General features: G+C 40.4%; 23 protein-coding genes and 1 pseudogene. 12 read left to right on the plus strand and 12 right to left on the minus strand.

Features of this window, described 5'->3' with window-relative positions:
• Window positions 1-35: 35 nt before the first annotated feature.
• The 3 genes from RMZ41_RS03995 (at window position 36) to RMZ41_RS04005 (ending at window position 3,444) form a co-directional block, all read left to right on the plus strand.
• The gene (locus RMZ41_RS03995; RefSeq protein WP_322644150.1) at window positions 36-914 is read left to right on the plus strand and encodes an STM4011 family radical SAM protein; all 879 of its coding nucleotides are present in this window, start codon (window positions 36-38) and stop codon (window positions 912-914) included.
• A gap of 420 nt (window positions 915-1,334) precedes the next feature.
• Window positions 1,335-2,882: an AAA family ATPase gene (locus tag RMZ41_RS04000; RefSeq protein ID WP_322644378.1), complete on the plus strand. Its 1,548-nt coding sequence runs from the start codon at window positions 1,335-1,337 to the stop codon at window positions 2,880-2,882.
• A gap of 187 nt (window positions 2,883-3,069) precedes the next feature.
• Window positions 3,070-3,444, plus strand: a complete 375-nt coding sequence (locus tag RMZ41_RS04005; RefSeq protein WP_322644149.1) for a DUF1257 domain-containing protein — start codon at window positions 3,070-3,072, stop codon at window positions 3,442-3,444.
• A gap of 102 nt (window positions 3,445-3,546) precedes the next feature.
• On the opposite strand, the gene RMZ41_RS04010 is transcribed toward RMZ41_RS04005, so the two are convergent.
• The 7 genes from RMZ41_RS04010 to RMZ41_RS04040 form a co-directional block, all read right to left on the minus strand.
• Window positions 3,547-4,845, minus strand: a complete 1,299-nt coding sequence (locus RMZ41_RS04010; protein WP_322644148.1) for a WD40 repeat domain-containing protein — start codon at window positions 4,843-4,845, stop codon at window positions 3,547-3,549.
• 37 nt (window positions 4,846-4,882) lie between these two features.
• Window positions 4,883-5,671 (minus strand): GUN4 domain-containing protein, encoded by a 789-nt coding sequence (locus RMZ41_RS04015; RefSeq protein WP_322644147.1) that lies wholly within the window; start codon window positions 5,669-5,671, stop codon window positions 4,883-4,885.
• A 7-nt stretch (window positions 5,672-5,678) separates the two neighbouring features.
• On the minus strand, window positions 5,679-6,281 hold the full coding sequence (locus RMZ41_RS04020; RefSeq protein WP_322644146.1) for a hypothetical protein: 603 nt from the start codon (window positions 6,279-6,281) through the stop codon (window positions 5,679-5,681).
• A 131-nt stretch (window positions 6,282-6,412) separates the two neighbouring features.
• Window positions 6,413-7,603, minus strand: a complete 1,191-nt coding sequence (locus tag RMZ41_RS04025) for a WD40 repeat domain-containing protein (protein WP_322644145.1) — start codon at window positions 7,601-7,603, stop codon at window positions 6,413-6,415.
• Between the two features lie 74 nt (window positions 7,604-7,677).
• Complete coding sequence (locus tag RMZ41_RS04030; protein WP_322644144.1) at window positions 7,678-9,237, minus strand: Hsp70 family protein; 1,560 nt, start codon at window positions 9,235-9,237, stop codon at window positions 7,678-7,680.
• 104 nt (window positions 9,238-9,341) lie between these two features.
• Window positions 9,342-9,989 carry a hypothetical protein gene (locus tag RMZ41_RS04035; RefSeq protein WP_322644143.1) on the minus strand — a complete coding sequence of 216 codons (648 nt, stop codon included), beginning with the start codon at window positions 9,987-9,989 and terminating at the stop codon, window positions 9,342-9,344.
• Window positions 9,990-10,006: 17 nt separating this feature from the next.
• Window positions 10,007-10,219 (minus strand): DUF2997 domain-containing protein, encoded by a 213-nt coding sequence (locus tag RMZ41_RS04040; RefSeq protein WP_094333335.1) that lies wholly within the window; start codon window positions 10,217-10,219, stop codon window positions 10,007-10,009.
• A 347-nt stretch (window positions 10,220-10,566) separates the two neighbouring features.
• Here RMZ41_RS04040 and RMZ41_RS04045 point away from each other — a divergent pair, with 347 nt between their 5' ends.
• The 3 genes from RMZ41_RS04045 (at window position 10,567) to RMZ41_RS04055 (ending at window position 12,660) form a co-directional block, all read left to right on the plus strand.
• The gene (locus RMZ41_RS04045) at window positions 10,567-10,686 is read left to right on the plus strand and encodes a hypothetical protein (RefSeq protein WP_409874705.1); all 120 of its coding nucleotides are present in this window, start codon (window positions 10,567-10,569) and stop codon (window positions 10,684-10,686) included.
• A gap of 78 nt (window positions 10,687-10,764) precedes the next feature.
• On the plus strand, window positions 10,765-12,249 hold the full coding sequence (locus tag RMZ41_RS04050; RefSeq protein ID WP_322644141.1) for a CIA30 family protein: 1,485 nt from the start codon (window positions 10,765-10,767) through the stop codon (window positions 12,247-12,249).
• 63 nt (window positions 12,250-12,312) lie between these two features.
• Window positions 12,313-12,660, plus strand: coding sequence for a hypothetical protein (locus tag RMZ41_RS04055; RefSeq protein WP_322644140.1), 348 nt, complete (start codon window positions 12,313-12,315; stop codon window positions 12,658-12,660).
• Window positions 12,661-12,879: 219 nt separating this feature from the next.
• On the opposite strand, the gene RMZ41_RS04060 is transcribed toward RMZ41_RS04055, so the two are convergent.
• On the minus strand, window positions 12,880-13,698 hold the full coding sequence (locus RMZ41_RS04060) for an alpha/beta hydrolase (protein ID WP_322644139.1): 819 nt from the start codon (window positions 13,696-13,698) through the stop codon (window positions 12,880-12,882).
• 349 nt (window positions 13,699-14,047) lie between these two features.
• Window positions 14,048-14,425, minus strand: a complete 378-nt coding sequence (locus RMZ41_RS04065; RefSeq protein WP_322644138.1) for a hypothetical protein — start codon at window positions 14,423-14,425, stop codon at window positions 14,048-14,050.
• 128 nt (window positions 14,426-14,553) lie between these two features.
• On the opposite strand from RMZ41_RS04065, the gene RMZ41_RS04070 reads away from it, so the two are divergent.
• Window positions 14,554-14,742 carry a hypothetical protein gene (locus RMZ41_RS04070; protein WP_292750468.1) on the plus strand — a complete coding sequence of 63 codons (189 nt, stop codon included), beginning with the start codon at window positions 14,554-14,556 and terminating at the stop codon, window positions 14,740-14,742.
• Between the two features lie 17 nt (window positions 14,743-14,759).
• Here RMZ41_RS04070 and tmk read toward each other — a convergent pair whose 3' ends face one another.
• The gene (gene tmk, locus RMZ41_RS04075; RefSeq protein WP_322644137.1) at window positions 14,760-15,395 is read right to left on the minus strand and encodes a dTMP kinase; all 636 of its coding nucleotides are present in this window, start codon (window positions 15,393-15,395) and stop codon (window positions 14,760-14,762) included.
• Window positions 15,396-15,719: 324 nt separating this feature from the next.
• On the opposite strand from tmk, the gene RMZ41_RS04080 reads away from it, so the two are divergent.
• The 4 genes and pseudogenes from RMZ41_RS04080 (at window position 15,720) to RMZ41_RS04095 (ending at window position 21,824) form a co-directional block, all read left to right on the plus strand.
• Window positions 15,720-17,288, plus strand: coding sequence for a GMC oxidoreductase (locus RMZ41_RS04080; protein ID WP_322644136.1), 1,569 nt, complete (start codon window positions 15,720-15,722; stop codon window positions 17,286-17,288).
• 327 nt (window positions 17,289-17,615) lie between these two features.
• Window positions 17,616-18,071: pseudogene (locus RMZ41_RS04085) on the plus strand (sensor histidine kinase); the annotation flags it as partial.
• A 28-nt stretch (window positions 18,072-18,099) separates the two neighbouring features.
• Window positions 18,100-20,205 carry a hydantoinase/oxoprolinase family protein gene (locus tag RMZ41_RS04090; protein ID WP_322644135.1) on the plus strand — a complete coding sequence of 702 codons (2,106 nt, stop codon included), beginning with the start codon at window positions 18,100-18,102 and terminating at the stop codon, window positions 20,203-20,205.
• 41 nt (window positions 20,206-20,246) lie between these two features.
• Complete coding sequence (locus tag RMZ41_RS04095; RefSeq protein WP_322644134.1) at window positions 20,247-21,824, plus strand: hydantoinase B/oxoprolinase family protein; 1,578 nt, start codon at window positions 20,247-20,249, stop codon at window positions 21,822-21,824.
• Window positions 21,825-22,032: 208 nt separating this feature from the next.
• On the opposite strand, the gene RMZ41_RS04100 is transcribed toward RMZ41_RS04095, so the two are convergent.
• A complete protein-coding gene (locus tag RMZ41_RS04100) occupies window positions 22,033-22,248 on the minus strand; it encodes a hypothetical protein (RefSeq protein ID WP_322644133.1) in 216 nt (71 codons plus the stop codon).
• Window positions 22,249-22,464: 216 nt separating this feature from the next.
• On the opposite strand from RMZ41_RS04100, the gene RMZ41_RS04105 reads away from it, so the two are divergent.
• Complete coding sequence (locus RMZ41_RS04105; protein WP_322644132.1) at window positions 22,465-23,985, plus strand: PLP-dependent aminotransferase family protein; 1,521 nt, start codon at window positions 22,465-22,467, stop codon at window positions 23,983-23,985.
• Window positions 23,986-24,100: 115 nt separating this feature from the next.
• Here RMZ41_RS04105 and RMZ41_RS04110 read toward each other — a convergent pair whose 3' ends face one another.
• Window positions 24,101-26,329 (minus strand): glycoside hydrolase family 10 protein, encoded by a 2,229-nt coding sequence (locus RMZ41_RS04110; protein WP_322644131.1) that lies wholly within the window; start codon window positions 26,327-26,329, stop codon window positions 24,101-24,103.
• Between the last annotated feature and the right edge of the window lie 118 nt (window positions 26,330-26,447).

Raw genomic sequence — 26,447 nt, forward strand, 5'->3', positions numbered from 1 at the left:
AAACTTACAAAAATTAATTTGGATATTCAATTACTATGCACCTTATCATCCTCTATCGCGGTTCTTTAATCAGTTGTAACTACGGCTGTGAATATTGCCCCTTTGCTAAACGCCAACAAACAGCCGCCGAATTAGCAATCGATAAACAATCTTTAGAACGATTTGTCAATTTTATTTCCCAACATACCCAACATCAATTTTCAATTCTTTTTACTCCTTGGGGAGAAGCTTTAATTCATTCTTGGTATCAGCAAGCACTGATAAAATTAACGCAGTTGGCCAATGTTAATAAAGCAGCAATTCAAACTAATCTTTCTTGTCAGCTAGATTGGGTAGAGGAATGTAATAAAGAGAAATTAGCGCTTTGGGCAACTTTTCATTCCGAATGGGTGTCACGCGATCGCTTCTTAAAAAAATGCCTCAATTTAGACAACAAAAATGTCAAATTCAGCGTTGGAGTTGTCGGTTTTCCCAAGTTTCAAGCGGAAATAGCAGCTTTACGTCAAGAGTTACCAAACCACGTTTATTTATGGATTAATGCTGTCAAGGCTGAACTTCCTAATTTATCACCAGAAAATCGAGAATTTTTTCAATCTATTGACCCATTATATGAATTAAATACTCAACATTATCCTAGCTTTGGGCATTCTTGTCGGGCTGGAAAATCAGTGATTTCTGTTGATGGTGACGGTACAATCCGCCGCTGTCATTTTATTAAAGAACCGATTGGTAATATTTATGATTCTGACTGGGAAGCAGCTTTGTTTGAACAACCTTGTAGCAACCAAACTTGTCACTGTCATATTGGTTACGTTCATCTGGAATATTTAGAAATGAATAAGGTCTTTGGTTCTGGTATTTTAGAAAGAATTCCTGATAATTGGGTTAATCAAAATTGTTATAATACTATATAGCCTTTCCTAATCATACAAAGTACATCTGAGCAAGCTCATCGCTTGCGGAGAGGGGGTTGGGGGTGGGGTTCTTCTACGCGAAAATCATAACTAATTATGCGGACATAATATTAGAGCGCCATAAGTTCAGTTACCATCTGTGCTGTTATGGGAAGTTCTAGTAAATATGCAAGTATGATACAGTGAGCGATCGCTAGCCTTTTTACCCTGGTACAGACTTTGATTACTGGAAGCCCTTATATTTTTCTGATAAATTTATACTAGTATATTATCTAAGAAATTAGAGTATTAATTAAGACTAACTAATTACTAATTTGTAATAGTCTATTTATGAGCAATTTTGATCGACATGGAAAAGAAAACGCAACTCATAGCAGCGAGAACCGGCAATACGCCTCTTTAGTAGAACAACTTGATTTGATGATTCGGGCACGGTATCCCTTACTGTATGTGATTTCCGTTGAAGAAGAACCTGTGGAAGAAGTGTTGCAGCAAGTTGCATTGCGTTCTCAACCAAAACGACAGCTTTTATTTTGGGATATTGTGCGGGGTTGGAGTGACAATGGTGCAGATAAAGGTTCGGTGATGGCTGCATTAGGGCGAATTGGTAAAGCTGATGCCCAAACACCTGCAATGTTTGTACTGCGGGATTTGCACCCATTTGTGAAAAATCCGACTATTGAGAAGAATGCCCCAATTGTGCGGGAGTTGCGAAACTTGACGCGGGAGTTAAAGCGATCGCGTAAAATTATCGTTACCACCAGCCATACTTTAGAACTTCCCGACGAGTTACTGCAAGAAGTGACAGTAGTCGATTTTCCCTTACCTAGCGTTAGCGAAATAGATAATTTAATCCAACAGTTAGTAGTACCAGATAAGTTAAATGTTTCTGGCTTGGCGCGAGAACAGTTAGTTAAAGCCTGTCAAGGTTTAAGCCGCACCCGGATTTCCAGAGTGTTGGCAAAAGCTTTAGCTGCCAAACAGCAGGTAAATGAGTCTGACATTGACGGCGTATTAGAAGAGAAAAAGCAAGCAATCCGCCAAACTGGGATTTTAGAATTTTTCACACCTCAAGAATCACTCAAACGAGTTGGTGGATTAGATCAACTCAAACAATGGGTACTAATGCGCCAAGATGCTTTTACCGAAGAAGCCAGACGCTACGGTATTCCTAACCCCAAAGGAATGTTACTTGTGGGTATTCAGGGGACAGGTAAATCCCTCTCAGCCAAGACAATTGCCCATGAATGGCGCTTACCTTTATTAAGATTAGATTCTGGGCGTTTATTTGGTGGGATTGTCGGCGAAAGCGAAAGTCGGGTGCGCCAAATGATTCAGCTAACTGAAGCAATGGCACCGTGCGTTTTGTGGATTGATGAAATCGATAAAGCCTTTGGCAATATTACCAGTACCATTGATGGGGATTCGGGGACATCGCGCCGGGTGTTCGGCAGTTTGATTACCTGGATGCAGGAGAAAACCGCGAGTGTGTTTATTGTCGCCACCGCAAATAATGTCAAAATATTACCAGCCGAGTTGTTGCGAAAAGGAAGATTTGATGAAATTTTCTTTTTGAATTTACCTACAGAAACCGAACGCCAAGAGATTTTTAAGGTTCATTTGCAACGGTTACGCCCGAATCGGCTGCGAGAATTTAACTTAGCTTTGTTAGCTAAACAGAGTCTCAATTTTAGCGGTGCGGAAATTGAGCAGGTAATCGTTGATGCCATGCACCAAGCATTTTCCACAAGAATTGAGGGACAGCGCCGAGACTTTAATACAGAAGATATTTTACAGGCTGTAGCGCAGACAGTGCCACTAGCTGCGATCGCATCTGAACAAATTGAAGCATTAAAGCAATGGGCAGCACAAGCCGGTGCAAGAACCGCCTCCAATGATGTGCTGTTAGTAGAAGAATTAAAACAATACTCAACCGAACAAGGAATAGGCCCTTTAGAAGTCGATTAAAATAATTCGTAATTCGTAATTCGTAATTTAGTTTTGCAACGGGGATTTAGATGCCGCCACAAAACAAAACTTGCTGCTTTTTAAAGTAGGGGACTTCACCCCTCATAATTGGTTAAAATAGGAATAGTTCGCGCAAAGGTTTCTGATTCGTTTTTTAATCCAAAATCTCAAATCAAAAATTGGTATTATGTCTCATTTCACAACTATCAAAGTCCAAATCAAACACGGTGAAATTCTGCATCAAGTTTTGCAAGAATTAAACTATCAAGTTGAATGCAACACGAATGTACGCGGATATCGAGGCGATACGACTCAAGCCGAGTATGTGATTCGCCAGAACAATGGTTATGATTTAGGTTTTCGCCGCAGTGGTGAAAATTACGAAATAGTTGCAGACTTTTGGGGAGCAAAAATTAATCAACAGCAGTTTGTTAACTCCATCAGCCAAAAATATGCTCATAAAACCTTAATGGCAACAGTGCAAGAACAAGGCTTTAATGTCGAGGATGAAGAAGTTTTAGCAGATGGAACTGTGCGAGTAGTTGTAGGACGTTGGGTGTAAATAAGTGCCTGGGCTGGGCATCTTTCCCAGCCTAAATATTTAGCCTCTTGTAAATTAAGGAAATGCGATCGCACTTATTTGAAATCGCACCTATCCTTGATTCTACGGAACTCGCCATACTCGAATTAATTTCCCAATGTAACTGACAATAGTCTGTCCATCTGGGCTAATAGCAACACTTGTGGCATCAGGAAGTTTAGCCAGTAATTCTTTTGTCTGTAAATTCCAGATATTAATATCACCGCCACAACTAACAAAGATTTTTCCATCTGCACTGAAAGTTAAAAGGCTCAATTTACCACTTTTAGGAAATAAAGTATGAACTTCATTACCAGTTAAAAAATCCCATATTCTAATACGTGTTGGCAAATTATTATCGCCAGTGATTAACTTTCGTCCATTAGGACTAATTGCTAGGGATATGGTACAAGAATCAATATTTATAGACTTACGCTCTACTAAAGTATAAATCTCACTTCCCCTTCTTAGATTCCATAGTTTAACAGTCTTATCTAAACTAGCGCTTGCTAACATTCTTGCATCTACATCGATGGCAAGAGAAGTGATATTTGTTGAGTGTTGTCCTTTGATAGTATAAATATTTTGTTTTGTTTCTAAATCCCAGACGAGAATATGACCAGCTTCATTACCGCTAGCTAAGATTTTACCATCAGAACTGAGAGCAATAGCTGTAAGAGTATTACTCCTTCGGAGTCTAGACTCCCATAATGGTTGTCCGCTAATAACATGACTTAATTTCTCGGTATTGAAATTCCAGATTTCAGTTCTAATAGTACTGTCATGCTGAGAACCACCTATTGCTAAAGTTTGAGCATCGGAACTGAAAGTTAAATGTTTTGGATGGTCTTTTATTCTCGTGCCAAATATTTTAGTGATGGTGCGAAGACTTTTTCCTGTCTTCAAATCCCACTTTTTAAAGTCTATATAAGTCCCACCAACGATACTGCCATCTCTTTGAGGTTCTTCAAAAGAACTACCGCCAGCATCGCAACATACTAGGGTTTTGCCGTCGGGATGAATGGCGATCGCAGCATCATTCCTATTAAGCTCAATTGTATAAACACACTCAAAAAAACGATAGGGATTAAATTCTAATATTGCCTGTTTTACTTTTAATTCTGAGATATCCCGCAATAATTTATATGCTGCTAGCTGTACCCTTTTTGATGGGTCTTTTAAAGCCTGAATTATTAAATCCCAGCCTTCCTGTCTATAGTTAATGAGTTGCGAAAGCGCTAAAAAGCGGTAATTTTCATCACTGCTAGCGAAACGTTGTTTTGCGCCTTCCAATCCGCCTAAAACTACACCATCGACTGGCGGAGGATTTTTTCCGCCAAGCACAGCATCATATTCTCCGGGTTGCTTGGGATTATCGGGCATCGCTTTTTACCTGTGGCTAATACCAGTGTTCCCAAATTTAGGCTATTTTGCAGTTTGCTAATTTCTCTGCAAGCGCAGACAGGGTGCTGCAACCTGTCCAAAAGTCACCTAACCCCCAACCTATAAATGCACCGCCACGGGGTAGGTGTCCTACGTTAGCACTCAAATCGAATGTCAAGTCATTCCAATACCGCCAAGCACCTTGAGAAAACCATCCCACACCTTTACCAAAGCGACACCAGGCTTCCCAGTCAGGATTGGATGTACAGCCAACCATTTGCCAGATATGCGTCTGTACAACAAAGCCAAAGCGTCCATTACTATATTTTTGCCAGAGAGTTTCAATCGTGTTTAAATCTTCACAAGGGAATTTTTCAACGTCTGATGGGTTTAAAAATCCTTGTGGTTGGCGATCGCATACGTGCAGCATTATACTAGCAGTCTCTTGGTCTGCATCTTTCCACTTTCCGGAAGCGAGCAAATTTTGCAAACGACTGTAGTTTACATCAACCGCAGAGATTAATGGTATATCACTGTATAGATGGGACTGTACTTTTGCTAATGCTTGTTCTCCCAGCAGTGACGATACTGTAAATTCCAACTTTTCCGATTCAGTATTTACAATCTGAAACACCAATTTTGTACCAGCTTGGCCATACTTTAGGGCTTCTTCAACGGCGACAATTTGTTGTTCTAGGGATGTAGCGCCGATCAACCGTCGTTTAACACCTTCAATACCTCCTAAAACCACACCATCTTTTGGAGGTGGTACTTGTCCGCCAAGTACTGCATCATATTCTCTTGGTTGATTGGGATTTTCTGACATTGCTGTTTTATTTAGAAAATGCTTGCACTCTGTCAATACAGCCCTGCTGCACTGCTTCAATTAAAATATCTTTTGCACCTTTTCGCTTAAAGTAAAGTGCTGCATAATTACGTTGTAGCTGGGTGCCATTGAAAAGATAATGTCGAATTCGGTCTTGACCTTGAGAAGTATCAACTAAGCCCAGTGTAAAGTCAACTAACTTGTAGGTGGCGCTATTGCGGTCATATTCTAGATTATCCATCAGCGTATCGACATCGGACACTCCGCCAGCACGCGCCATCGCCACGAAAGCATCATATCTGTCGATTTTATGACTATACTCCTGAAGTATTTCTTGTACTATAGGTTCTGGTCGAGAAGCTAGTAGTGAATAAGCTGCTTGGCGTACTTTCCATAATTTATCGTCTAACGCCCAGATTACCAATTCCAAACCTGCTTCGCCATACTTGAGTGCTTCTTCTAGTGCAGCGATTCTTTGTTCAACTACCGCATTTGCCAACCGTCTTTTAACACCTTCTAGTCCTCCTAAAACTACAGCACCAGGAGGCGCTTTTTCTTGACCACCAAGGACAGCATCATAAACTGTTGGGCGATTGGAATTTTTTGACATCGTGTTTTTACTTTTTATTTATATGATGGAATTATTGAGTGCGATCGCTATAATCACCTAATTTGATAAATACGCTTTATTTGGGGTAATTATTTTCAATAATATAAGTGCGATCGCATCTATTTTTTACTTTATGGTACACCCCAAATATTGATAGTTCCATCATTACTACCACTTGTAATAAATTGTCCATCAGGACTAATGGCTATACAGTTAACACATCCTGAATCTCCATAAAGCGTTTTTTTTAGAGTCCCAGTATTTAAATCCCATATTTTGATAGTTTGGTCACGACTGGCGCTAACTAAGTTTTTTCCATCGGAACTGATAGCTAAAGATGTAATGTAGTCTAAATGCCCTGTGAGGGTATGTACAATATTTCCTGTATCTACATTCCATATTTTGATAGTTTTATCTATGAAAGCACCGATAATATTTTTTTCATTAGGACTAATAGCAATTCTGTCAACTTCCGAACGAGATTGTAAAGTCTTTTTTAGTCTTCTTGTCTCTACATCCCAAAGATTAATGATATGCTTGCCCGTCACAATAGTTTGTTTATTTTGACTAATCGCATAAGATCGTGCCGCCCATGTATCTCCTTCAAAACCTCCGCAGCTTCCGGTCTTTAAATTCCATATCTTAGTGCTATGATATAGTGTTCCACTAAATAGAGTTTCTCCATCAGCACTTAAAGCAACAAAAATTATGCTGACTCCACCTTGATTTTTAAGAAACTGTCTGCGTTTAATCTTATCTGACTTGACTTCCCAAACTTTTATTTTGACAAATCTACTTCCATCAACTAAAGTTTTTCCATCAAGGCTAATATCTAGGGAAATAATAGAACCAGACTTGACTAATTGAGTATACTTTAGTTTACCTAGATTTAAGTCCCAAGCTTTTATTGTATCGTTATGACCTCCAGTAAAAAGAGTTTGACTATCAGGGCTAATAACCATACAATGAGCTAAGTGTGATTCTCCTTCTAACGTACCGATATCATCAAACAGTTGCCAATGGTCATAGTTTTGCAAAATATTTTTTACTTTCGCTTCTGTTCGATAACGCAATAACAAATAAGCTGATTTTTTGACTTCTTCTGATTTCTCATTTTGAAACAAATCTAGCAATAAATCTAACCCTATCTCTTTATAGCTGATTAATTCTTTTAAAGTTGCAATTTTGACTTTTATATTATTACTATTTAAACGAAGTTTAGCTCCTTCTAATCCACCCAAAACTAAACCATTAACAGGTGGCGGTATTTGTCCACCAAGTACAGCATCATATTCTTTAGGTTGATTCTGATTCTCTGCCATTGCATTTTTACCAGTCTACTATTAGTAGTATTCCCATATTTTTTAAACGAACCGCCAAGAGCGCCAAGGTAAGATTATTTGAGTTTAGCGATCGCACCCCTCTCAACTAATATCTTCCCCGTCAATAAATCCTTTACTGTCACTACTAATACCCGTTGTTCGTTCACTTCAAATTGTGCCTGTATTCGGTCTATTCCTGTTTGTCCAGGCGGTTCGATATGAGCGACACATACTTGTTGATGATGAGTTTCCAAAGAGCGATAACTATCTTGTTTTACTAACTGGCTGCTCGTCATCCTTCCTTGAGTATCGTAATAAACTTCCGCTTGGGAAACTTCTGCTACTTCCCCAATATCAAGGCGAATTTCTCGCTGTCCTTCGGTGGCGACTTGTAAAGTTAAAGCTTCAGAACGCGCCCCTGGATACTTTGCCCCTTTTTCAATCAAAGTTAAATAAGAATAAGTTTTGCTGTGAGGTTCCCAAAGACGAATCGCATAACTGTGGCGCAGGTAATCATCAACTGCTGCCATTTCACTTAAAGCTAATGCGCCATGTGCCACAGCTTCAAAGGGTTTGTCTAACTTTACCTTTTGTCGTCCAAAATAGGAAATTACTAGTTGTTGTACGGCGGGAATTTGACAAGTACCACCCACTAATAAAACCTGTTCAATTGTAGATTTGCTGATACCTTTAGCAAGTGCGATCGCTAATATTTCATCTAGCGTTTGTCTTAGCTGTTCTAATAATTGTTGATTTTCTAAAATTTCGCCTAATTCGTCCCGATGCAATTGCAATTCATGGGACATAAAATTTTCATCATCAAACCAAGCTTCTTTCGCTTCATCTATTATCGAAAGTTGAATTTTTACCCTTTCTGCAACTTCCAGCAGATTCATAAAACCGATTTCTCCAACTTCAGCGCGGGAGGAACCGATTTTTTGCAAATAATGTTCGACAATCCATGTATCAATATCTACGCCGCCAATAAAAGCATCAGATTTGGCGATAACTTCGGCACGTACTACTTGCTGTTCAGATTCAGCGCTGACAGTTCGTACTAAACTTAAATCTAGAGTACCGCCGCCAAAATCAACTACCAGAACTACAGCACCAGGATGCTTGACAGCATAACCAAGGGCTGCTGCGGTAGATTCATCGACAATTTGCACTGCGGGAATATTTAACTTGTCGCCCAAGTTGCGAAACCAGTCAAGATATCGCTCAAATGCACCCACGGGAACTGTGAAAATAACGCTACTGGGTTGTAATTGCTGTTCAACCTGTTGCCAAATTTCCTTAAGAAACAGTTCCGAAACCACCTCAGCGCTGTAACTATTACCATCCAACTGTCGGGGAGGTGGGACAAAATCTGCTGCCAAATCGCGTTTGAAAGCGCGAAAACAACGTTCAGGCTGGGCAAACCCTAAGCGTTTAGCGCGTACAGATTCACCAAAAGAAATGCGATCGCGCCCTTCCACAAATACTAAACTGGGTACAACGCTAACTTGTTCTGTCCCAACCTCAAAGCGGCGCGACATCGAATCAAATCTCAACGTCCGTGGTTTTTGCGTAATCAAATCAGTAGTACAAACAACAGTGTTGCTCGTACCAAAATCAATTATTACTGTAGTCATTTGTCATTTGTCATTTGTCATTGGGCATTGGGCATGGGGCATTGGGCATTGGGAAAACACTTTCTTTTTTCATCCCCTTGTCTCCCTTGTACCCCTTGTCCCCCTCATCTCCCTCCTCCGGGCAAAGTGCGACTAACTTTCGCAGGGACAAGAATTTTTCCTTGATGCTGATAACCGACAAATCGGATGTAAACTAATTCATCTTCAGCAATATCTGCTGTGTCTGGTTGATGAATTTGCGGATTGTAAGGTACTTGTTCCCAAGGTTTGCCTATCTGTTCGTAACCCCATTTATAAAGGAGGTTATCTAAAGAGGTAAACATTGAAAGCAGATTTTTCGCAGGCAATTCTGGTTTAACGCGCACCATTTGAGGGATGCTGGGATAGTTTGTTAACAATGTCTGCAATTGCTCAAATGTCGAAGAACGTATTTCATCTGTCAGTTCAAGACGTTGCTGCTGCAATTCCTCATGCAGTCGCAAGCCTTCCTGATGCAGTGCTGCTTTTTCCAAAACAAGCTGGTGTAACTTTTGCTCTAACTCTAAGTATTTTTGATGAGTTGTTTGTAATTCATCTTTTAGCAATTCAATTTGCGTAGACGCGAAGCGGCTTGTCGTTAGACATCGCGCCAATTCTAACTTGTTAGTTTTCAAGTCTGCTTGAGTTGCGATCGCAGTGCTAATTGCTGGAATAATCAACAACAGAGTCCAAATCCCTATTGCCATTGTCAAAAGGCTTAAAAGAGAAAACATTCCTATCTGCATCGCTCTTAGATTTGTTTGAGAGACTGATTTTGTTCCACTGTCTCGCCCTCACCGCCTTCATAATACTCAGGCAATAATTCTTGATTTTCAACTTCTCCTAAAGCTTTTTCAATTCCCGATGTTGTACTTGTGCAACTCGAACCAGAAGCATTGATTACTGTTTCAGTAATTTTCCCATCTTTACCAATGCGATACTCAATTTTTTGATACTCAGCCATAGTTAGAGTCTTTTAATTTTTTAGGGTTTTAATCATGTTGTACCAAATTCTAGCCAACGGCAATTAACACTGGCACTAGTACCGCAAGGCGGAATTCAAAATTAATACAGCGTAAGCGTTTCATTGATTTTGAATGGGTGGTTTATTTACGCCGTGTTGTACTAGTACAAATAAATACGTAAGAGTTTTCGCTAATACATCAAAACAAATGTACTATTTTAAGTCAATAAGATTTAACATAATTTACGCACAATCAGGAAAAAACCGAGCCAACCTTGTATGGCTACTTACACGCGGAGCGATCGCATTTTCTCAATTCGATCCAGATTTATTGTCTTGCAATTAGCTTGGACGGACAAACTTTGGTTTGTGCTAGTCGGGATAAAACTATCACAGTATGGGATTTGCCCACAGCAAAGCAAACCCATCAAACCTCTGATAATAGTGCGTTACGAACTCCGTTCTAACACACGCTACAATACTGCCTTAAAGACAACATAACTAGCTCATTGGGCTAGACTAAAGAAAGTTATGAGGACGCAAATATGACTGACAAAAATCGTTCTCAATGGGATTTAGGCAGGTTTATCGAAACCCTGACTTACTTTGAGGTAATTCCTTTCCTTAACTGGGTACAGCAGTTAATCCAAGGTCGTCCCAAGGATAATCAAAATAGACCCAATGGAGGGAAAAACGTGGGTGTAATATTAGTAGCAGGTGCAACAGGTGGTGTAGGTAAACGAGTAGTGCAGCGATCGCTCCAACAGGGTTATAAAGTTCGCGCCCTAGTTCGAGATATTGACAAAGCTAGGTCAATTCTTGGTAATGATATAGATTTAGTAGTTGCGGATATCACTCAACCAGAAACTTTAACTCCTTTAGTTATGGCTGATATTCAAGCTGTAGTTTGTTGCACAGCAGTGCGCGTGCAACCAGTTGAAGGAGACACAGCAGATAGAGCCAAATATTATCAAGGTGTTAAATTTTACCAACCAGAAATTGTTGGCGACACTCCAGAAAATGTCGAATATCAAGGTGTTAAAAATTTAGTCCAAGCGGCTGCAAAATATTTACCCCAAGCAAACGAAAAACTAATATTTGATTTCACAAAGCCATCAGCAGAATTAAAAGATAACTGGGGGGCACTGGATGATGTGGTGATGGGTGGCGTGAGTGCTAGTAATATCCAATTAATAGAAAATACAGCTTTGTTTGCTGGTAATGTGTCCACCGCTAACTCTGGCGGATTTGCTTCTGTAAGAACTAAAAATTTTGATCCACCCTTCAACTTATCCGGTCATGAAGGTGTGAAATTGCGCCTCAAAGGTGACGGTCAACGTTATAAAATATTCCTACGGACAGATACAAAATGGGATGGTATTGGATATAACTATTCTTTCGATACCGTAGCTAATACCTGGATCGATGTTCATATTCCCTTTGTAGATTTGATTCCCGTCTTTCGGGCAAAAATTGTCAAAGATGCGCCGCCACTTGAGCAGAATAGAATTTGTTCATTCCAACTGATGTTGAGCAAATTTGAACACGATGGGGCTTTGAATCCCAAATTTTCTCCCGGTGGTTTTACTTTGGAGTTGGAATCAATTAAAGCTTATGGTGGGACAAGTTTACCACAATTTATTTTAGTCAGTTCAGCAGGCGTGACTCGTCCCGGCCGCCCTGGTATTAATTTAGATGAAGAACCGCCAGCAGTGAAATTAAATGACCAATTGGGAGGAATTTTAACTTGGAAGTTGAAGGGAGAAGATAGTTTAAGAGAAAGCGGAATTCCTTATACGATTATTAGACCTTGTGCTTTAACTGAAGAATCAGGTGGCAAGGAATTAATATTCGAGCAAGGTGATAATATTAAGGGCAAAGTCAGCCGTGAGGATGTGGCAGAACTTTGTGTGCAAGCGTTAAAATTAGCAAAAGCTTGTAATGTCACCTTTGAGGTAAAACAGGCAGATAATACTGTTAACTATATCGATTGGCAGAAGCTATTTTCTAATTTGATAAAGGATAAATAAGTGAAGTGGCTATAGACTTATACTCTGTAGCCAGACTAACAGATACTGTCTAAATAGACTGTTATGAAAAAAATCCAAGTGCTAGTATTTGCCGGGATTTTAGCAACAATTATCTGGGGTGGGTTATTGGGAAATACTGCTTCATCGCAGCAAGTGAACTCCCGCATCTACAATCTGGAAGCGGACTTGAATCGTGTCGAGTCACGATTAAACCAGATAGAGTCTCAACTCGGTCGAAGTCGCCAGTCTCCATCCCGAAGAACAACACTTACCCCACGACAGTCAAGTGGTTCCAGAGGGAATTTATCACAGCAAGATCCGATGTTTGATCGGTTGGCAACTTTGGTGGTTGAATTGAAGCAACAAGTCAATAAATTAGAGGCGCGAGTTGCTAAATTAGAAAGTCGCTGAATATTTAAATTCGTAATTCGTAATTCGTAATAAAAAATGGGTAAGAATCATCGACTTTTAGAGAGGCAGTTTGATTGATTACATAGTGTAATACAAATTCTGTATGAAGATGCGCCTAATAGTGCAAGAAATAAAGAACGAACCGCCAAGACCGCCAAGTACGCCTTCGCGTAGCGTCTCGAAGAGAAGAAATAAGAAATTAAGAGATTTAGCGCAGCTTCACGAAGAAACGGTATAAGCTGGCTTCAATTTTCGCAGGAAGTTAAGTATAGCTGAAATCACAATATCCGGCGACTCAATTAAGAAGCCATGACCACCACGGTCGAGGACTACAAGTTCAGCGTTAGGAATGCCTTGAGCAAGTTGCTGGGAAAACTTTAGCGGGGTAAGAATGTCTTGTTTCCCAACTAAAACTAGGGTAGGACAATGAATTTGTTGGAGGCGGTCTGTTGTATCAAAATCAAGCATGGCTCGACTATGATGATGGAGTGAATGAGTTGCTGGCGGGAAAGGATATCTGATTGCAAATTCGATTAGTCCTTCAATCATTCCAGGAATCGCGTAGAAAGTATCTGTAAATATCCAGGGTAAGACGACTTTTTCATAAAGTTTCAAGTCTATATTACCGCAGAGATCGCCCCAAGTCTCAATGATACTGTTAAATAATTGATCGCCCTTTGCCAAGGATGAAAGTAGCATCAGACTTTGTACCTTTTCAGGATGTGCTAACACTAACTCTTGCGCTATCTGACCACCCATTGAATGACCTGCTAGATGCACTTTATCGATCGCAAGATGATCGAGCAATGCCGCAACGTCATTAGCCATCTGTTTCAAATTATAGGGGGTTTCGGGGGCAGAACTTCGCCCCATACCTCGGTTGTCTAAGCGAATCACTTGATATTGCGAAACTAACGATGGCATCAGCAGTGACCAATAGGCATGATCGCAAAGGAAGCCAGCTATTAATAGCAAAGGCTCACCCGTTCCCTTAATGTCGTAGAACAAATCAATCCCGTTAATCTGAATCTTTGGCATAGTCAATCAATAATTTTTTGCAGTGGCTGCGATCGCCATTAGTTCCCCGAACATGGTATCATCCATACTCCTAGCTAGTAGTCTGCCAACCCAAAAATGCTAAGTGAGGACTGGGAAAAGGGGAAAGGGAAAAGGGTAAGGGATTTAAACCCTTTCCCCCCGCCCCTTATCCCCAGAGGGGGCCCCACCTTCCCCCTTCCCCTTTACCCCGCCAAGTTTCCTTGGCGAACTACTAGTCTGAACAAGTTGTGTAGCTTTTGGAATTTCAATCAATGAATAAGTAGCACATCGCAAAAAGTCCCCAGCTTTAGGTTGCTAGGGACTAAGTACTTTCGGTTCGTCAACTGATTTACTGATTTAGCAGCCCGATAGCCATCTCAAGGTGCATTTTAGCTTTGTGCAAGTTTAGTAAACTCTCTTGGTCATATCGGTCAGGGTAGGTCATAGCCTTGCGCTCTAAAGTTATCCGAATTAGTGCTGCTTGTTCATCAGTGGGGGAGTTCATCTCATCTACGACCCCTTCGAGAAATTGAATAACACTGAAGCCTGGTGATTTTAACCCTCGTCCTTGCCTTAATTGAGAGAGTGCTATCTGTGGGAATGCCATCAACGTGACAATCCAACTAGTCTTATACCCTCCATTCCCGGTAGGTTTTAATCCGTAACGCCTGCATAAGTCTCTTAACTCAGCAGTGGTTTTGATTTCGAGTTCTGACCTTGTGAACATAAAATAGAATTACCCATTTGTAAAAGTGGTATCGGTGGATGCAAACTTTACCAGGGTGAACATCCACCAACTAAACATTTTCCACTGGTAGGCATGTGGAAAACGCTATTATTTATATTTCTATACAAATGACCAAGAATAAGGGCAAGCCAGAGAATCTAAAACCGTTCACTACAGACAGAGAAGAACCATTAACCGAAAGATTAAATTTACGCATCACTAAGACAATGAAAGAGGAAGTGCAGCAACAAGACGACCCTCCTGAATTCTGTAGAGAAGCTATTCAGAAAGCACTGGATGAGAAAAAAGGCAAGTAGTGAAAGTTTATTTCTGCCTACTTCGCCAAGTGCAGATGTACGCGCAAAATTTCTTGAATTACTTGTTGTACAGCTTCTTTACTCAAACTGCCATCTACCCGCACAATTCTTGAGGGATTGGATGCTGCTAACTCTGCGTATCCTTGCTGAACGCGCCGATGAAAAGCGATCGCTTCTTGTTCAATACGATCTAATCCGATTCCATCTCCCCGTTTGCGGGAAAGTCCAACTTCGACATCGACATCTAACCAAATAGTTAAGTCACTCTCTAAACCAGCAGTAGCAATATTGTTAAGCTGATTGATTAAACTCATATTCAAACCGCGACCATATCCTTGGTAGGCAATGGTAGAGTCAGTGTAGCGATCGCATAAAATATATTTCCCTGCTGCCAGATTTGGTTTAAGTTCTTGTTCAACGTGTTGCGATCGGTCAGCAGCATACAATAAAAGTTCTGTCACTTCAGCAACTGGCTTATCCTCTGCCTTCTCTAGTAGCAAGCGGCGAAGATGTAAGCCTAACTCTGTTCCCCCTGGTTCACGAGTTACCATTACAGAAACACCCAGACTTTCCAACCACTGAGAACAAAGTTGCATTTGGCTGGTTTTGCCGCAGCCTTCCACCCCTTCAAATACAATTAGTTTGCCACCCATACTTTTTAAAGTTCGCTGACGCTTGATCAAGAATACCGTGAAGTGTTACAGGCGAGACATCTATCCTGCAATCAGTAGTTGAATATTTGTTTATTTGGAAGTTTCAAATACACAAAAACAAATTTTTGGCAATTTGGCAGATCAACTATTTTTGATACTGATATTTTTGGGATTGTGCAACCAATGTAACAGAAGTTGCCATAACCAGGTGGTCGAGATTTTCAAGTTACTTCAGTAAATCCTTAAAGACATTAATTACAGCTAGTTATTTCAACTGGTATGTCAACATGTCAGTGCATAATCAACTCGTACAGGAAATCAACTATGTCAGGCGTAATTAAACGTCGTCAATTTATTCAGGCAACACTGGCAGCAACCGCAAGTATAGCTGTGCCTAACATTGCTTCTGCAACCTATCGTGGTGAAGAATGTGTAGAAGCGCTGGTGATTGGTAGCGGTTTTGGTGGAGCAGTTGCAGCATTGCGCCTTGGTGAAGCTGGAATTCAAACCATAGTATTGGAGCGGGGACGACGATGGCCGATAACCGACGCAGGTAATACTTTCTCCACATATCAAAATCCAGATGGTCGGTCTACTTGGTTAAGTCCGACTACAGTTATATTCAATCAAGTTCCAATTGATATTTATACTGGTGTCCTTGATGTTAAGGTAGGCGATGGGATTATTGCTTATCGTGGGGCAGGAGTGGGAGGCGGTTCGCTAGTCTACAATGCTGCCAGTTATCAGCCAACTAAAGAACTTTTTTATCAAGTTTTTCCACGCAGCATCAAATATGAGGAACTGGATAAAGTTTACTATCCAAGAGTGCGTTCCATCCTCAAACCATCTCCCATACCGGATGATATTTTACAGACAGACTACTATTTGGCCAGTCGCATTTTATTAGAGCAAGCAGCTAAAGCTGGTTTAAAAGCTAAAAAGCTTGATGTCGCTGTTGATTGGGATATCGTTCGCCAAGAAATTGCGGGTAAGAAGGTTCCTTCGGCGATCGCAGGTCAAGTTTACTATGGGCTTAACAGTGGTGCGAAAAACAGCTTAGATCGAAATTATCTCAGCATGGCAGAAGCTACTAAAAAGGTGGAAATTCGACCCCTACATGTAGTAGACACGATCGAAGAATACCATGCTGGGCGTTACCGAGTTACCTGCAATCAAATCGATGAGCGGGGAGTTGTACTGTCTAAAAAATCCTTTATCTGTCGCTATCTATTTTTAGCAGCCGGTTCCATTGGCACTACTGAATTGCTTTTACGTGCCAAAAATAATGGCACATTGCGCCGCCTGAACAATCAAGTTGGAAAATTGTGGGGAACTAACGGTGATGCGGTGAGTGCGATCGTTACCTCTGGTCAAACTAATGCCACACTAGGCGGGCCAGCATCGGTAGTAATTGAAGACTTTGATAATCCAATTGCTCCAGTGGTGAGCGAGCAACTTCCTTTTCCGATAGTTCCGCAAGGGGTGTTAGCTCCTGTTAGCCTAGCGATCGCCAAACCAGAGGGCTATCTGACTTACAATACTTCTACGCAATCAGCTAATCTGTTCTGGCCGAAAGACTCAGCCAATAATCAGAAAATTACCCAAGCTAATCAGTATACTTACCAACGACTAAATCAAGCTAATGGTACTACTTTTGGCGCACCGTTTGACTTTAGTGCTACAGCGCATCCTCTTGGTGGTGCAACGATGGGTGCTGTATGCAACACTTACGGTAAAGTCCACGGCTATTCTAACTTATTTGTTGTTGATGGTTCTTTGATTCCTGGTTCGACTGCCTGCACTAACCCATCCCTAACCATCGCGGCTTTAGCAGAGCGGTGTATGGATCGCTTTCTCAATAAGAAGCTTCCTGAAAGTATGGAGTGGGAGTAAAGATAGCTAAATAAATGCTGGCGTTGTGAATATGTTATGGTTCTGAGCAAAAAGTCTCTGTTCAGAACATTTAGAAGATGGAAACTCTAGCTAATAAGCTTAATTACAGTATCCCATCCAGCACTGCCAATCATGCCCCATCCCGCTCATTCTACTTTGGGCCAATCTTCTTACCCTCGCTGGACTAGAAGCCTGAGTGCTGTTGAAAGTTGGGGCTTCGGTTTAACGGCTCATATTTCCTGGGTAGCATTGGTTCCAGCAATTCACGCTGCCCTTGGTTCCCAAGCTATTTTTGTTTGGATACCTGCGGTGATTTTCGGAATGCTACTCAACTTTATCTATGGCAATATCACTTATGCCAATCAGTATATTGAAGATTTACTAAAACTACTGGAATTATACCAGAAAAACTATCCTAATCCAGTAACTTAAATTAAAGAAGAAATACAAGCGATCGACTTGAGTTTTCTGATAGCAGACTTGCCTAACTTGCTAACTTCTATGACAGTCAGTGTTTAAAGAATCACAGAAATTGTTTTATCTCTGCGAAACTTTTCCCGGTTAGATGAAACAGATATGAAAGCTGTGAATATCCATGAGGGTATAGATAATACATTAATGATTCTGGAACATCGCTTCAAGGCTAAATCTAACTCTCTGACAATTCAGGTTATCAAAGAGTACGGCGATTTGCCATTAGTCGAATGTTATGCTGGACAACTGAATCAGATATTTATGAATCTTCTAGCAAATGCGATCGATGCTTTAGAAGAGGCTGTAGAAAATGATATAGCGTTGAGGAAACAGAATTATGTTAAAAGTTTTTGCCGATCGCGGTGGTACATTCACAGATATTGTTGCCGTTACTGATAATCAGGCAATTATAGACAGACTATCAAAACATCCTGAACGTTTTTTAATTGTGGCTCTACCTAAAAAGCAATGGATTATAGTCTACAAACTGCTTTCAGAAAATCCCGAACAATATCAAGATACAGCGATTCAAGGTATACAGGATATTATGGGTATTTCCGGCAATCAACCCATTCCTACTGAAGCTATAGAAGTAGTAAAAATGGGGACAACAGTAGCAACAAATGCACTATTAGAAAGGAAAGGCGATCGCGTTGTTCTTCTCATCACTAAAGGGTTTAAAGATGCGCTAAGAATTGGCTATCAAAACCGTCCTAACATCTTTGCTCGTCATATTGTTTTACCAACCATGCTTTATGAGCAGGTTATTGAGATTGACGAACGTTATGATGCTCATGGAAATGAATTAATAGCTGTAAATATTCAACAAGCTAGGAATGACTTAGAAGAAGTGTACAACACAGGAATTCGGAGTTGTGCTATTGTTTTTATGCACAGCGATCGCTATCATAATCACGAAAAGCAAATAACTAAAATTGCCCAAGAAATTGGCTTTACACAAATATCTGTATCTCATCAAGTTAGTCCGTTAATGAAATTAGTTAGTCGGGGAGATACAACAGTAGTCGATGCTTATTTAACTCCGATTCTCCGTCGCTATGTCAACCAAGTAGCGAGTCAGCTACCTGGAGTAAAATTAATGTTTATGAAATCTGACGGCGGTTTAGTTGCAGCCCAACAATTTCAAGGCAAAGATAGTATTTTAAGTGGCCCGGCTGGTGGTATTGTCGGCGCAGTTCAAACTAGTAAAAGAGCAGGTTTTGAATCAGTTATCACCTTCGATATGGGAGGGACAAGTACAGATATTGCCCACTTTAAAGGAGAGTATGAACGACAACTAGATTCAGAAATTGCTGGGGCGCGGATGCGAGTTCCCGTATTAGCAATTAATACCATTGCGGCTGGAGGCGGTTCAATTCTCTTTTTTGATGGTTCTAGTTATCGTGTCGGGCCTCAATCTGCTGGCTCAAATCCTGGGCCTGCTTGTTATCGACGTGGTGGGCCATTAGCGGTTACTGATGCCAATGTGATGTTAGGTAAAATTCACCCACAATATTTTCCATCGGTTTTTGGAATTGATGGTAATTTACCTTTAGATAAAGATACTGTCATTCAACAATTTAGCCAATTAGCCCAAGATATTCAAGCCGCGACATTCAATAATTGTACTCCCGAACAGGTAGCGGCTGGATTTATTGCGATCGCAGTAGAAAACATGGCGAACGCAATTAAAAAAATTAGTCTGCAACGGGGTTATGATGTCAGTCAATATGTACTTTGTTGTTTTGGCGGCGCAGGCGGACAAGTTGCTTGTTTAATTGCCGATACCTTGGGAATGAAAAAAATATTTCTTCACCCTTATGCTGGTGTTCTCTCCGCTTATGGAATGGGATTAGCTGATGTTAGAGCCATTAGAGAAGGAGGAGTGGAACAGCCTTTAACCCAAGTATTAATTCCTAAATTACACCAGTTAATGGAAGATTTAGAAACTCAAGGTATAAATGAAATAGATGAATTACATAGTGAAGTAAAAATAGTCAAAAAAGTTAACTTGAAATATGAAGGAACTAACTCTACATTGACCGTTAGCTTTGCCGATGATGTGGGAGTTATGCGACAAGAATTTGAAAATGAACATAAATCCCGTTATGGTTTTATACAATTAGAAAAAATTTTAATTGTCGAATCAGTCTCAGTAGAAGTAATTCAGAAAATGGATACTCCTGAAGAACCCTTAATTATTCGGAGTCGCCCTTTAGATGAAACTCCTATATCTGTTGAAATAGTAAGAATATTTAGTAATGATAGATGGCATGAAACCCCTGTTTACCGACGGGAAGATTTACAACCAGAAGATAGTATTAATGGGCCTGCGATCGTTGTTGAAAAAATTAGCACAATTGTAGTTGAACCTAGCTGGAATGCCAGATTAACTGAACGCAATCATCTAATTTTACAAAGTCTATCAACAGACTATAGATAAAATCTATCTAATATTTATCAAAGTTAAACAAATAAGAAAAAATGTACACAACATCTCAACCAGATCCAGTCCGTTTAGAAATCTTCAAGAATCTCTATCAATTTATCGCTGAACAAATGGGAATTGTGTTACAGAACACAGCCACATCTGTGAATATTAAAGAAAGGCTAGATTTCTCCTGTGCTATTTTTGACTCATCGGGATTATTAGTGGCAAATGCCCCCCATATTCCTGTACATTTAGGTTCTATGAGTGAAAGTGTTCGCAGTTTAATTAACGATAAAGGCGACACCCTAAAACCAGGAAATGTCTATTTATCTAATAATCCCTATAACGGCGGAACCCACCTTCCCGACGTAACTGCAATTACTCCTGTTTTTCTAGAAAATCGTGAAAATACTCCATTCCCTATTCCCTATTCCCCATTCCCGACTCCCCTATTTTTTGTCGCTTCTCGCGGACACCAAGCAGATATCGGTGGAATTACTCCCGGTTCAATGCCTCCCCATAGTATCACAGTAGAAGAAGAAGGAATTCTTTTTGATAATTTTCTCTTAGTTGAAGAAGGAAATTTTCGAGAAACCGCAGTTAAACAACATCTTTTAAATCATACTTATGCTGCCCGTAACCCTGACCAAAATATTGCTGATTTTAAGGCACAGATTGCCGCAAATGAACGGGGAGGACAAGAACTTTATAAAATGGTTTCACAATACGGAATTGAGACTGTTCAAGCTTACATGAAGTTTGTGCAAGCTAATGCTGAGGAATCGGTAAGAAAGGCTATCAATCTTCTTAAAGATGGCTCGTTTATTTATGAAATGGATAATGGAGCAACAATTAAAGTAAAAGTTACAATTCATCAAGAAAGCCGCAGCGCTACCATTGATTTTACTGGAACTTCTCGGCAACTAAATAGTAACTTTAATGCTCCTAAAGCTGTAACTCAAGCCGCAGTTTTATATGTCTTTCGGACTTTGGTTGATGATAATATTCCACTTAATGCTGGGTGTCTTAACCCTTTAGAAATTATCATACCAGTCGGCTGTATGCTAAATCCAATTTACCCAGCAGCAGTAGTGGCCGGTAATGTAGAAACTTCTCAAACCATTGTTGATGCTTTATATGGCGCTTTAGGTGTTATGGCTGCTTCTCAAGGAACGATGAATAATTTTACTTTTGGGAATGAGCAATATCAATATTATGAAACCATTTGCGGTGGCTCTGGAGCAGGAATTGATTTTGATGGAACTGATGGTGTTCATTCTCACATGACTAACTCCCGTTTGACCGATCCAGAAGTTTTAGAAACTCGTTATCCTGTACTTTTAGAAAGCTTTAGCCTCCGTCCTGATAGCGGTGGTAAAGGAAAATATTCAGGTGGTAATGGAGTTATCCGCCGCATCCGTTTTCTAGAACCCATGACAGCTAATATTCTCTCTGGACATCGGGTTATCCCTCCCTTTGGATTAAATGGTGGGGAAGCCGGAATTATCGGACGCAACTGGATACAACGTCAAAATGGAATTGAAGAGAATTTAGACAGCACAGCAACAACAGAAATGAAACCTGGGGACATTTTCGTGATAGAGACTCCTGGAGGAGGAGGCTTTGGGTAATTCGTAATTCGTAATTCGTAATTATAGGGCTTAGGTAAAATATCTCTCAAACTCTCATTTCTCTGTGTCGCGCCAGTTGCTACAAGTCGGGAAACCCGCCCAACGCACTGGCTTCTCTGCGCCTCTGCGGTTCGTTATTTTATAACTCGCGCGTAAGTTATAAATTACTGTTAAGTAGGGGTTTTAAACGTTTAAAACAGGTGGATTTTTATCTGTAGTAACATTTGTCAATCCAAATTCGCATTTCTTCTTCAGAACCAAAACATGCAGAGCGGCCTGTGATTGGATCGTAGGCGTGCCAAGCAGAAATTTTACCACGCCGATCTGATTCCTGCCATACTTGGAGGTCAGAGCCACTTGCTATCCAGATAACAAAATGTTGCCAATATTTTTGTAAATTTAACAAAAAATTAAATTTATTCATAGTGAAAGCACCTGATAAAGAATGGACTATTACTTATACTTTCACGTAATAATTGGCAACTGAGAAGGTACAGTTTTGGCAGATTTGATCTAGTACAGTTAAGCTGCATTCCAACTGGTATAGTCAAAAAACTCTCAACTGTACTAGGTAAAGTTGGTAGAAATAGTTTATATTGCCAGTATTGATGATTATTTAGTCATTGACGAGTGCGCCAAAATGAACATTTTATTAGAACGGCAATCACCAAAACCGATTTATTTGCAGATCCGCGATCGCATCAGTCGTCTAATTAAATCTGGCGCACTCAAAAGTGGCGATCGCCTCCCTTCTATCCGTTCTCTGGCAGAGAGTTTACAAGTTAATAAACTCACAGTTATTGAAGCATATAACGTTTTAGAAGCAGATGGAATTGTTTCTGCTCGTCAGGGTTCAGGATATTTTGTCAGCAGCGTTTCTCTCAAGAGTGCCAACCTAGAATCTAAATTTGCTCCAGCCCAAAATGTCATAATTACAAAACCAGGAAAGTGTTCTTTTTATGATATGTACACTCCACTGGTGCAAGCGCAAACACAGCCAGGAATGATTAATTTTGGTTACGGTTATCCTCGTCCACCAAAAGATATTAATCTTATTGCTAGACGAGCGCTCAGACATGATGATGCTGATATTTTCTTTCCTCACGAGATGCCTCAAGGACAACTAACTCTGTGCAGACAAATTGCCCAGATGCTAGTACATCAAGGATTAGAGGTTTTTCCAGAAGATTTAATTATTACTAATGGCTCTCAGCAAGGGTTGTCATTAGCGATGAGTTATTATGTCCAACCTGGTGATTGGGTAATTGTGGAAGCTCCCACTTATTATGGTGCAATTTCTATTTTAGAAAACTTAGGAGCCAAGATTATTGGTATTCCCATGACTGCGGAGGGGATGAATTTAGATTTATTAGAGCAATATCTCCACAGCCACCGTCCGAAGTTAATTTATACGATTAGTACTTTTCACAATCCAACTGGATTGACGACAACACAAAATCATCGTCAACAGTTATTAGCATTAGCTGAAAAATATGAATGTCCTATTTTGGAAGATAATGCTTATGAAGGCATAAATTTTGATGCAGTGCCAGCACCAATTAAAGCTTTAGATAAAAATAATTTGGTAACTTATTTAAGCACATTTTCTAAAACTTTAATGCCTGGGTTACGAGTTGGCTATATGGTTGTTACAGGGAAGCATTATCAAGCAATTATTGAACGGAAGTTGCTTCACGACTTGCATACATCTAGTATTTCGCAAACAATAGTTAGCGAATATCTCGCTTCAGGACATTACCGCCGTCACCTCAGCCGACTTCGCACAGATAATCTGCAAAGTCGTAATACTATGCTGCAAGCTTTAGAGCGTTATTTTCCTGAAGAAATCCGATGGACAGTTCCCACGGGTGGATTGTTTCTCTGGGTACAGTTACCAGATAATTTTCCGATTGGGACAATTCGTAAGGAAGCTTTTGCACAAAATGTTTACCTGGCGTGTGGTTCGGCATTTTTCCCTGATAAGCAAGGTTATCCAGCGATGCGTTTAACTTTCTGTCTCTCGCAAGAGGAAATTGAGCAAGGTATTTCGATTGTGGGTAAGTTGCTGAAAAAGTATATTTCTAAAGGAGGCGTAGATACAGAGAGGCTTGTTGTTAAAGAACGTATATCTAATTATCAACCTCTTGTTTACAGTTCATAGGTTACACAGTTGTCATAATGTCCTTTGTGCTACAGAGTTTGTACTGCTAAATTACTGCTCTACATTTACTTTTTCTGGATGTTGGGAAATTTAACTTGTGATGGAGTGTTAAGTTTTACCGCCGACTGCGAAAACCCTGTTTTCCATTAACTTGGTCAAAGAGGACATCGTATTTATCAAAAAATGCAATTCCAGTATTTACAAATATAGGCAGTTCTGACTGTGGCGAGATACTCAGATTCCAGCGATTAAATCCGTCGCGGGTTGCGGGTTTCAAACTGTAATCAAAAATGCCATTAATTCCTACTTTCACGGCATTTGCTGAACCTAATACTCCTGGTTTGATACCTGCTGTAGAAGCTGACTTGAATTCAGTCAAACCATTAATAGTTCCAGTATCAGTAATCATTGTGGCATTACAAGAATTTTTAGCAGCACTCCCAGCAATAGTTAAACAAACTTTACTTAGGCGAGAGTCCCATCTTTTACCGGGTACACCATTTATTTCAGGTTGTTGACTCCAAGGAGCCATTTTGAAACCTGCTTGATTTTCAGCAGTTAAACCGAGAATTAGGCTGCCATTGTTGTTAGTCCCACCATTTCCAGTTACTATAAATCCGTTACTTAAATTGCCTGGTAATTTTCTTAACGGGTTATAAAGAAGTGATTTTTCAAAATAGTTGACACCGACAATACCAGCAAATGGTACACCGTTATTTGCAGAACATTTAGGTTTTTGGGCAGTACATTGGCGACTAGTAACAATTTGTACTGGAAGAGGTTCGGTGGCAGGAAGCAAACCAAATCGGACGTTAGTATAAACTAATTCTCCCTCGAGGATAGTACCATCACTTAATACTTCTTTGATATTTTGTCCGGTTCTTTGGATGGGAGCGTTACCTAAAAACTCTTTGGGAACCCTTATGCCTGCTGAACCTGTATCTAATAGAATACGTTTTGGCTGACCACCTGCGATCGCTACTGCCAAAAAATAACCGCGAACACGTTGACCGAGAGAAGGTTTTGTGTATAAAGGTAGAGATATAGTATCAAAAGTTGTTTGGCGGGGTATATTTTGAGAGATATCGCGCAACGCTGAGTTTGGGAAAAGAGCCGCAAATACTGACTGGCGTTGCTCTGCTGGTTCAGGTGCAATATCCCAAAGGCTTTCGTAGTAGAAGAAGCCAATACCTAAACCGCGCTGTTGTGCTGCTTGCACCTGGGGTTGGATTTGTGATAGAGAAACTGGGCGATTTCGTAACCCCGCTAAAATACCAATACCAGTTGGGATGATTTTTTGGGTTTCTAAAATTTCTGGGCGGGTAATTTGACTGATAAAACTTCCCAATTCATTACGGTATACCTGCATGACTAACTCATCGACAATACCCAACCGTACCCAGTTAAGCCAGTCTTGCAGTTGCACTTTATAGGCGTAGTCAGCATCAACAGGAGAAACTGAGAAGATAGCGTTCGGTTTTCTAGCTTTTACGGTTTGGTAGAGGTCTACCATGAATGCACTGATTTTATCTGCCCGCCATTTTTTCCAGGCTTGGGCTTGGGGATTGGGTGGGGGAGGATTCCCAGTTTCTTGAGTATATAGACTAATTGTGTATTTGTCGTAACCAAAATCCACTGGCAAGCTCGTGTGGTCATCAAATTGAACGCCATCAGCATTATATTGAGTGATAACTTCCATCACGAGGTCGGTGATAAACTTTTGCACTTCGGGGTGAAAAGGATTTAACCACGCTACTTCACCCGCAGCACTAACTGAAGTTTGAGTTCCATCCTGCTTTTGTGTCAGCCAATCTGGATGCTGCGACGCAAGTTCTGAACTTAGGGGAACCATGAAACCAAATTCAAACCAAGGTATTGCTAGTAGCCCTTCTCTGCGGGCTTGGCTAATAATGTCTGCAATCACATCTTGTCCATCTGTTCCCTTGAAGAAGAAGGGAATACCCATTTTTTGCATAACGGCGCTAGGGTAATGTGTATAGCCATCGTTCCACACTACTGGGTAAACAGTATTAAAATTTAACTGCCGCAGTTGGCTCATGGCTGCTTGCACCTTGGAGCGATTTCTAAAAACGCTAAAGTCGTTACCACTCAGCCACACTCCCCGAATTTCCTGACGAGGTTGAGGAGGTAGTTGGGCTAGGACAGGGGAAAAGGTGTTGAGTTGCAATACCGCAACGAATGATATTAGACATAATAATGGCAGCAGACGCTTCTTCAAAAGCCACCAACCTTGAGATAGTATCCGTCTGTGTACAGACTTAAATAGCAAGTTAGTTAGAACTGTATTAATTTCTCTGCTTTTTTCCCAAAACTGACTTGTCATTACTTCTGCTTACTAAATGAGGTTAATTGGTTAGATTTCATGTAAGAATTCAGGAGTCAGAATTCAGAATTCAGAATAGTTAAAGAATCAGGAGAACATTTGATGACTAAATATACCA

Origin of the sequence: Nostoc sp. DedVER02 (assembly GCF_034530675.2) — a bacterium.
GTDB lineage: Bacteria > Cyanobacteriota > Cyanobacteriia > Cyanobacteriales > Nostocaceae > Nostoc.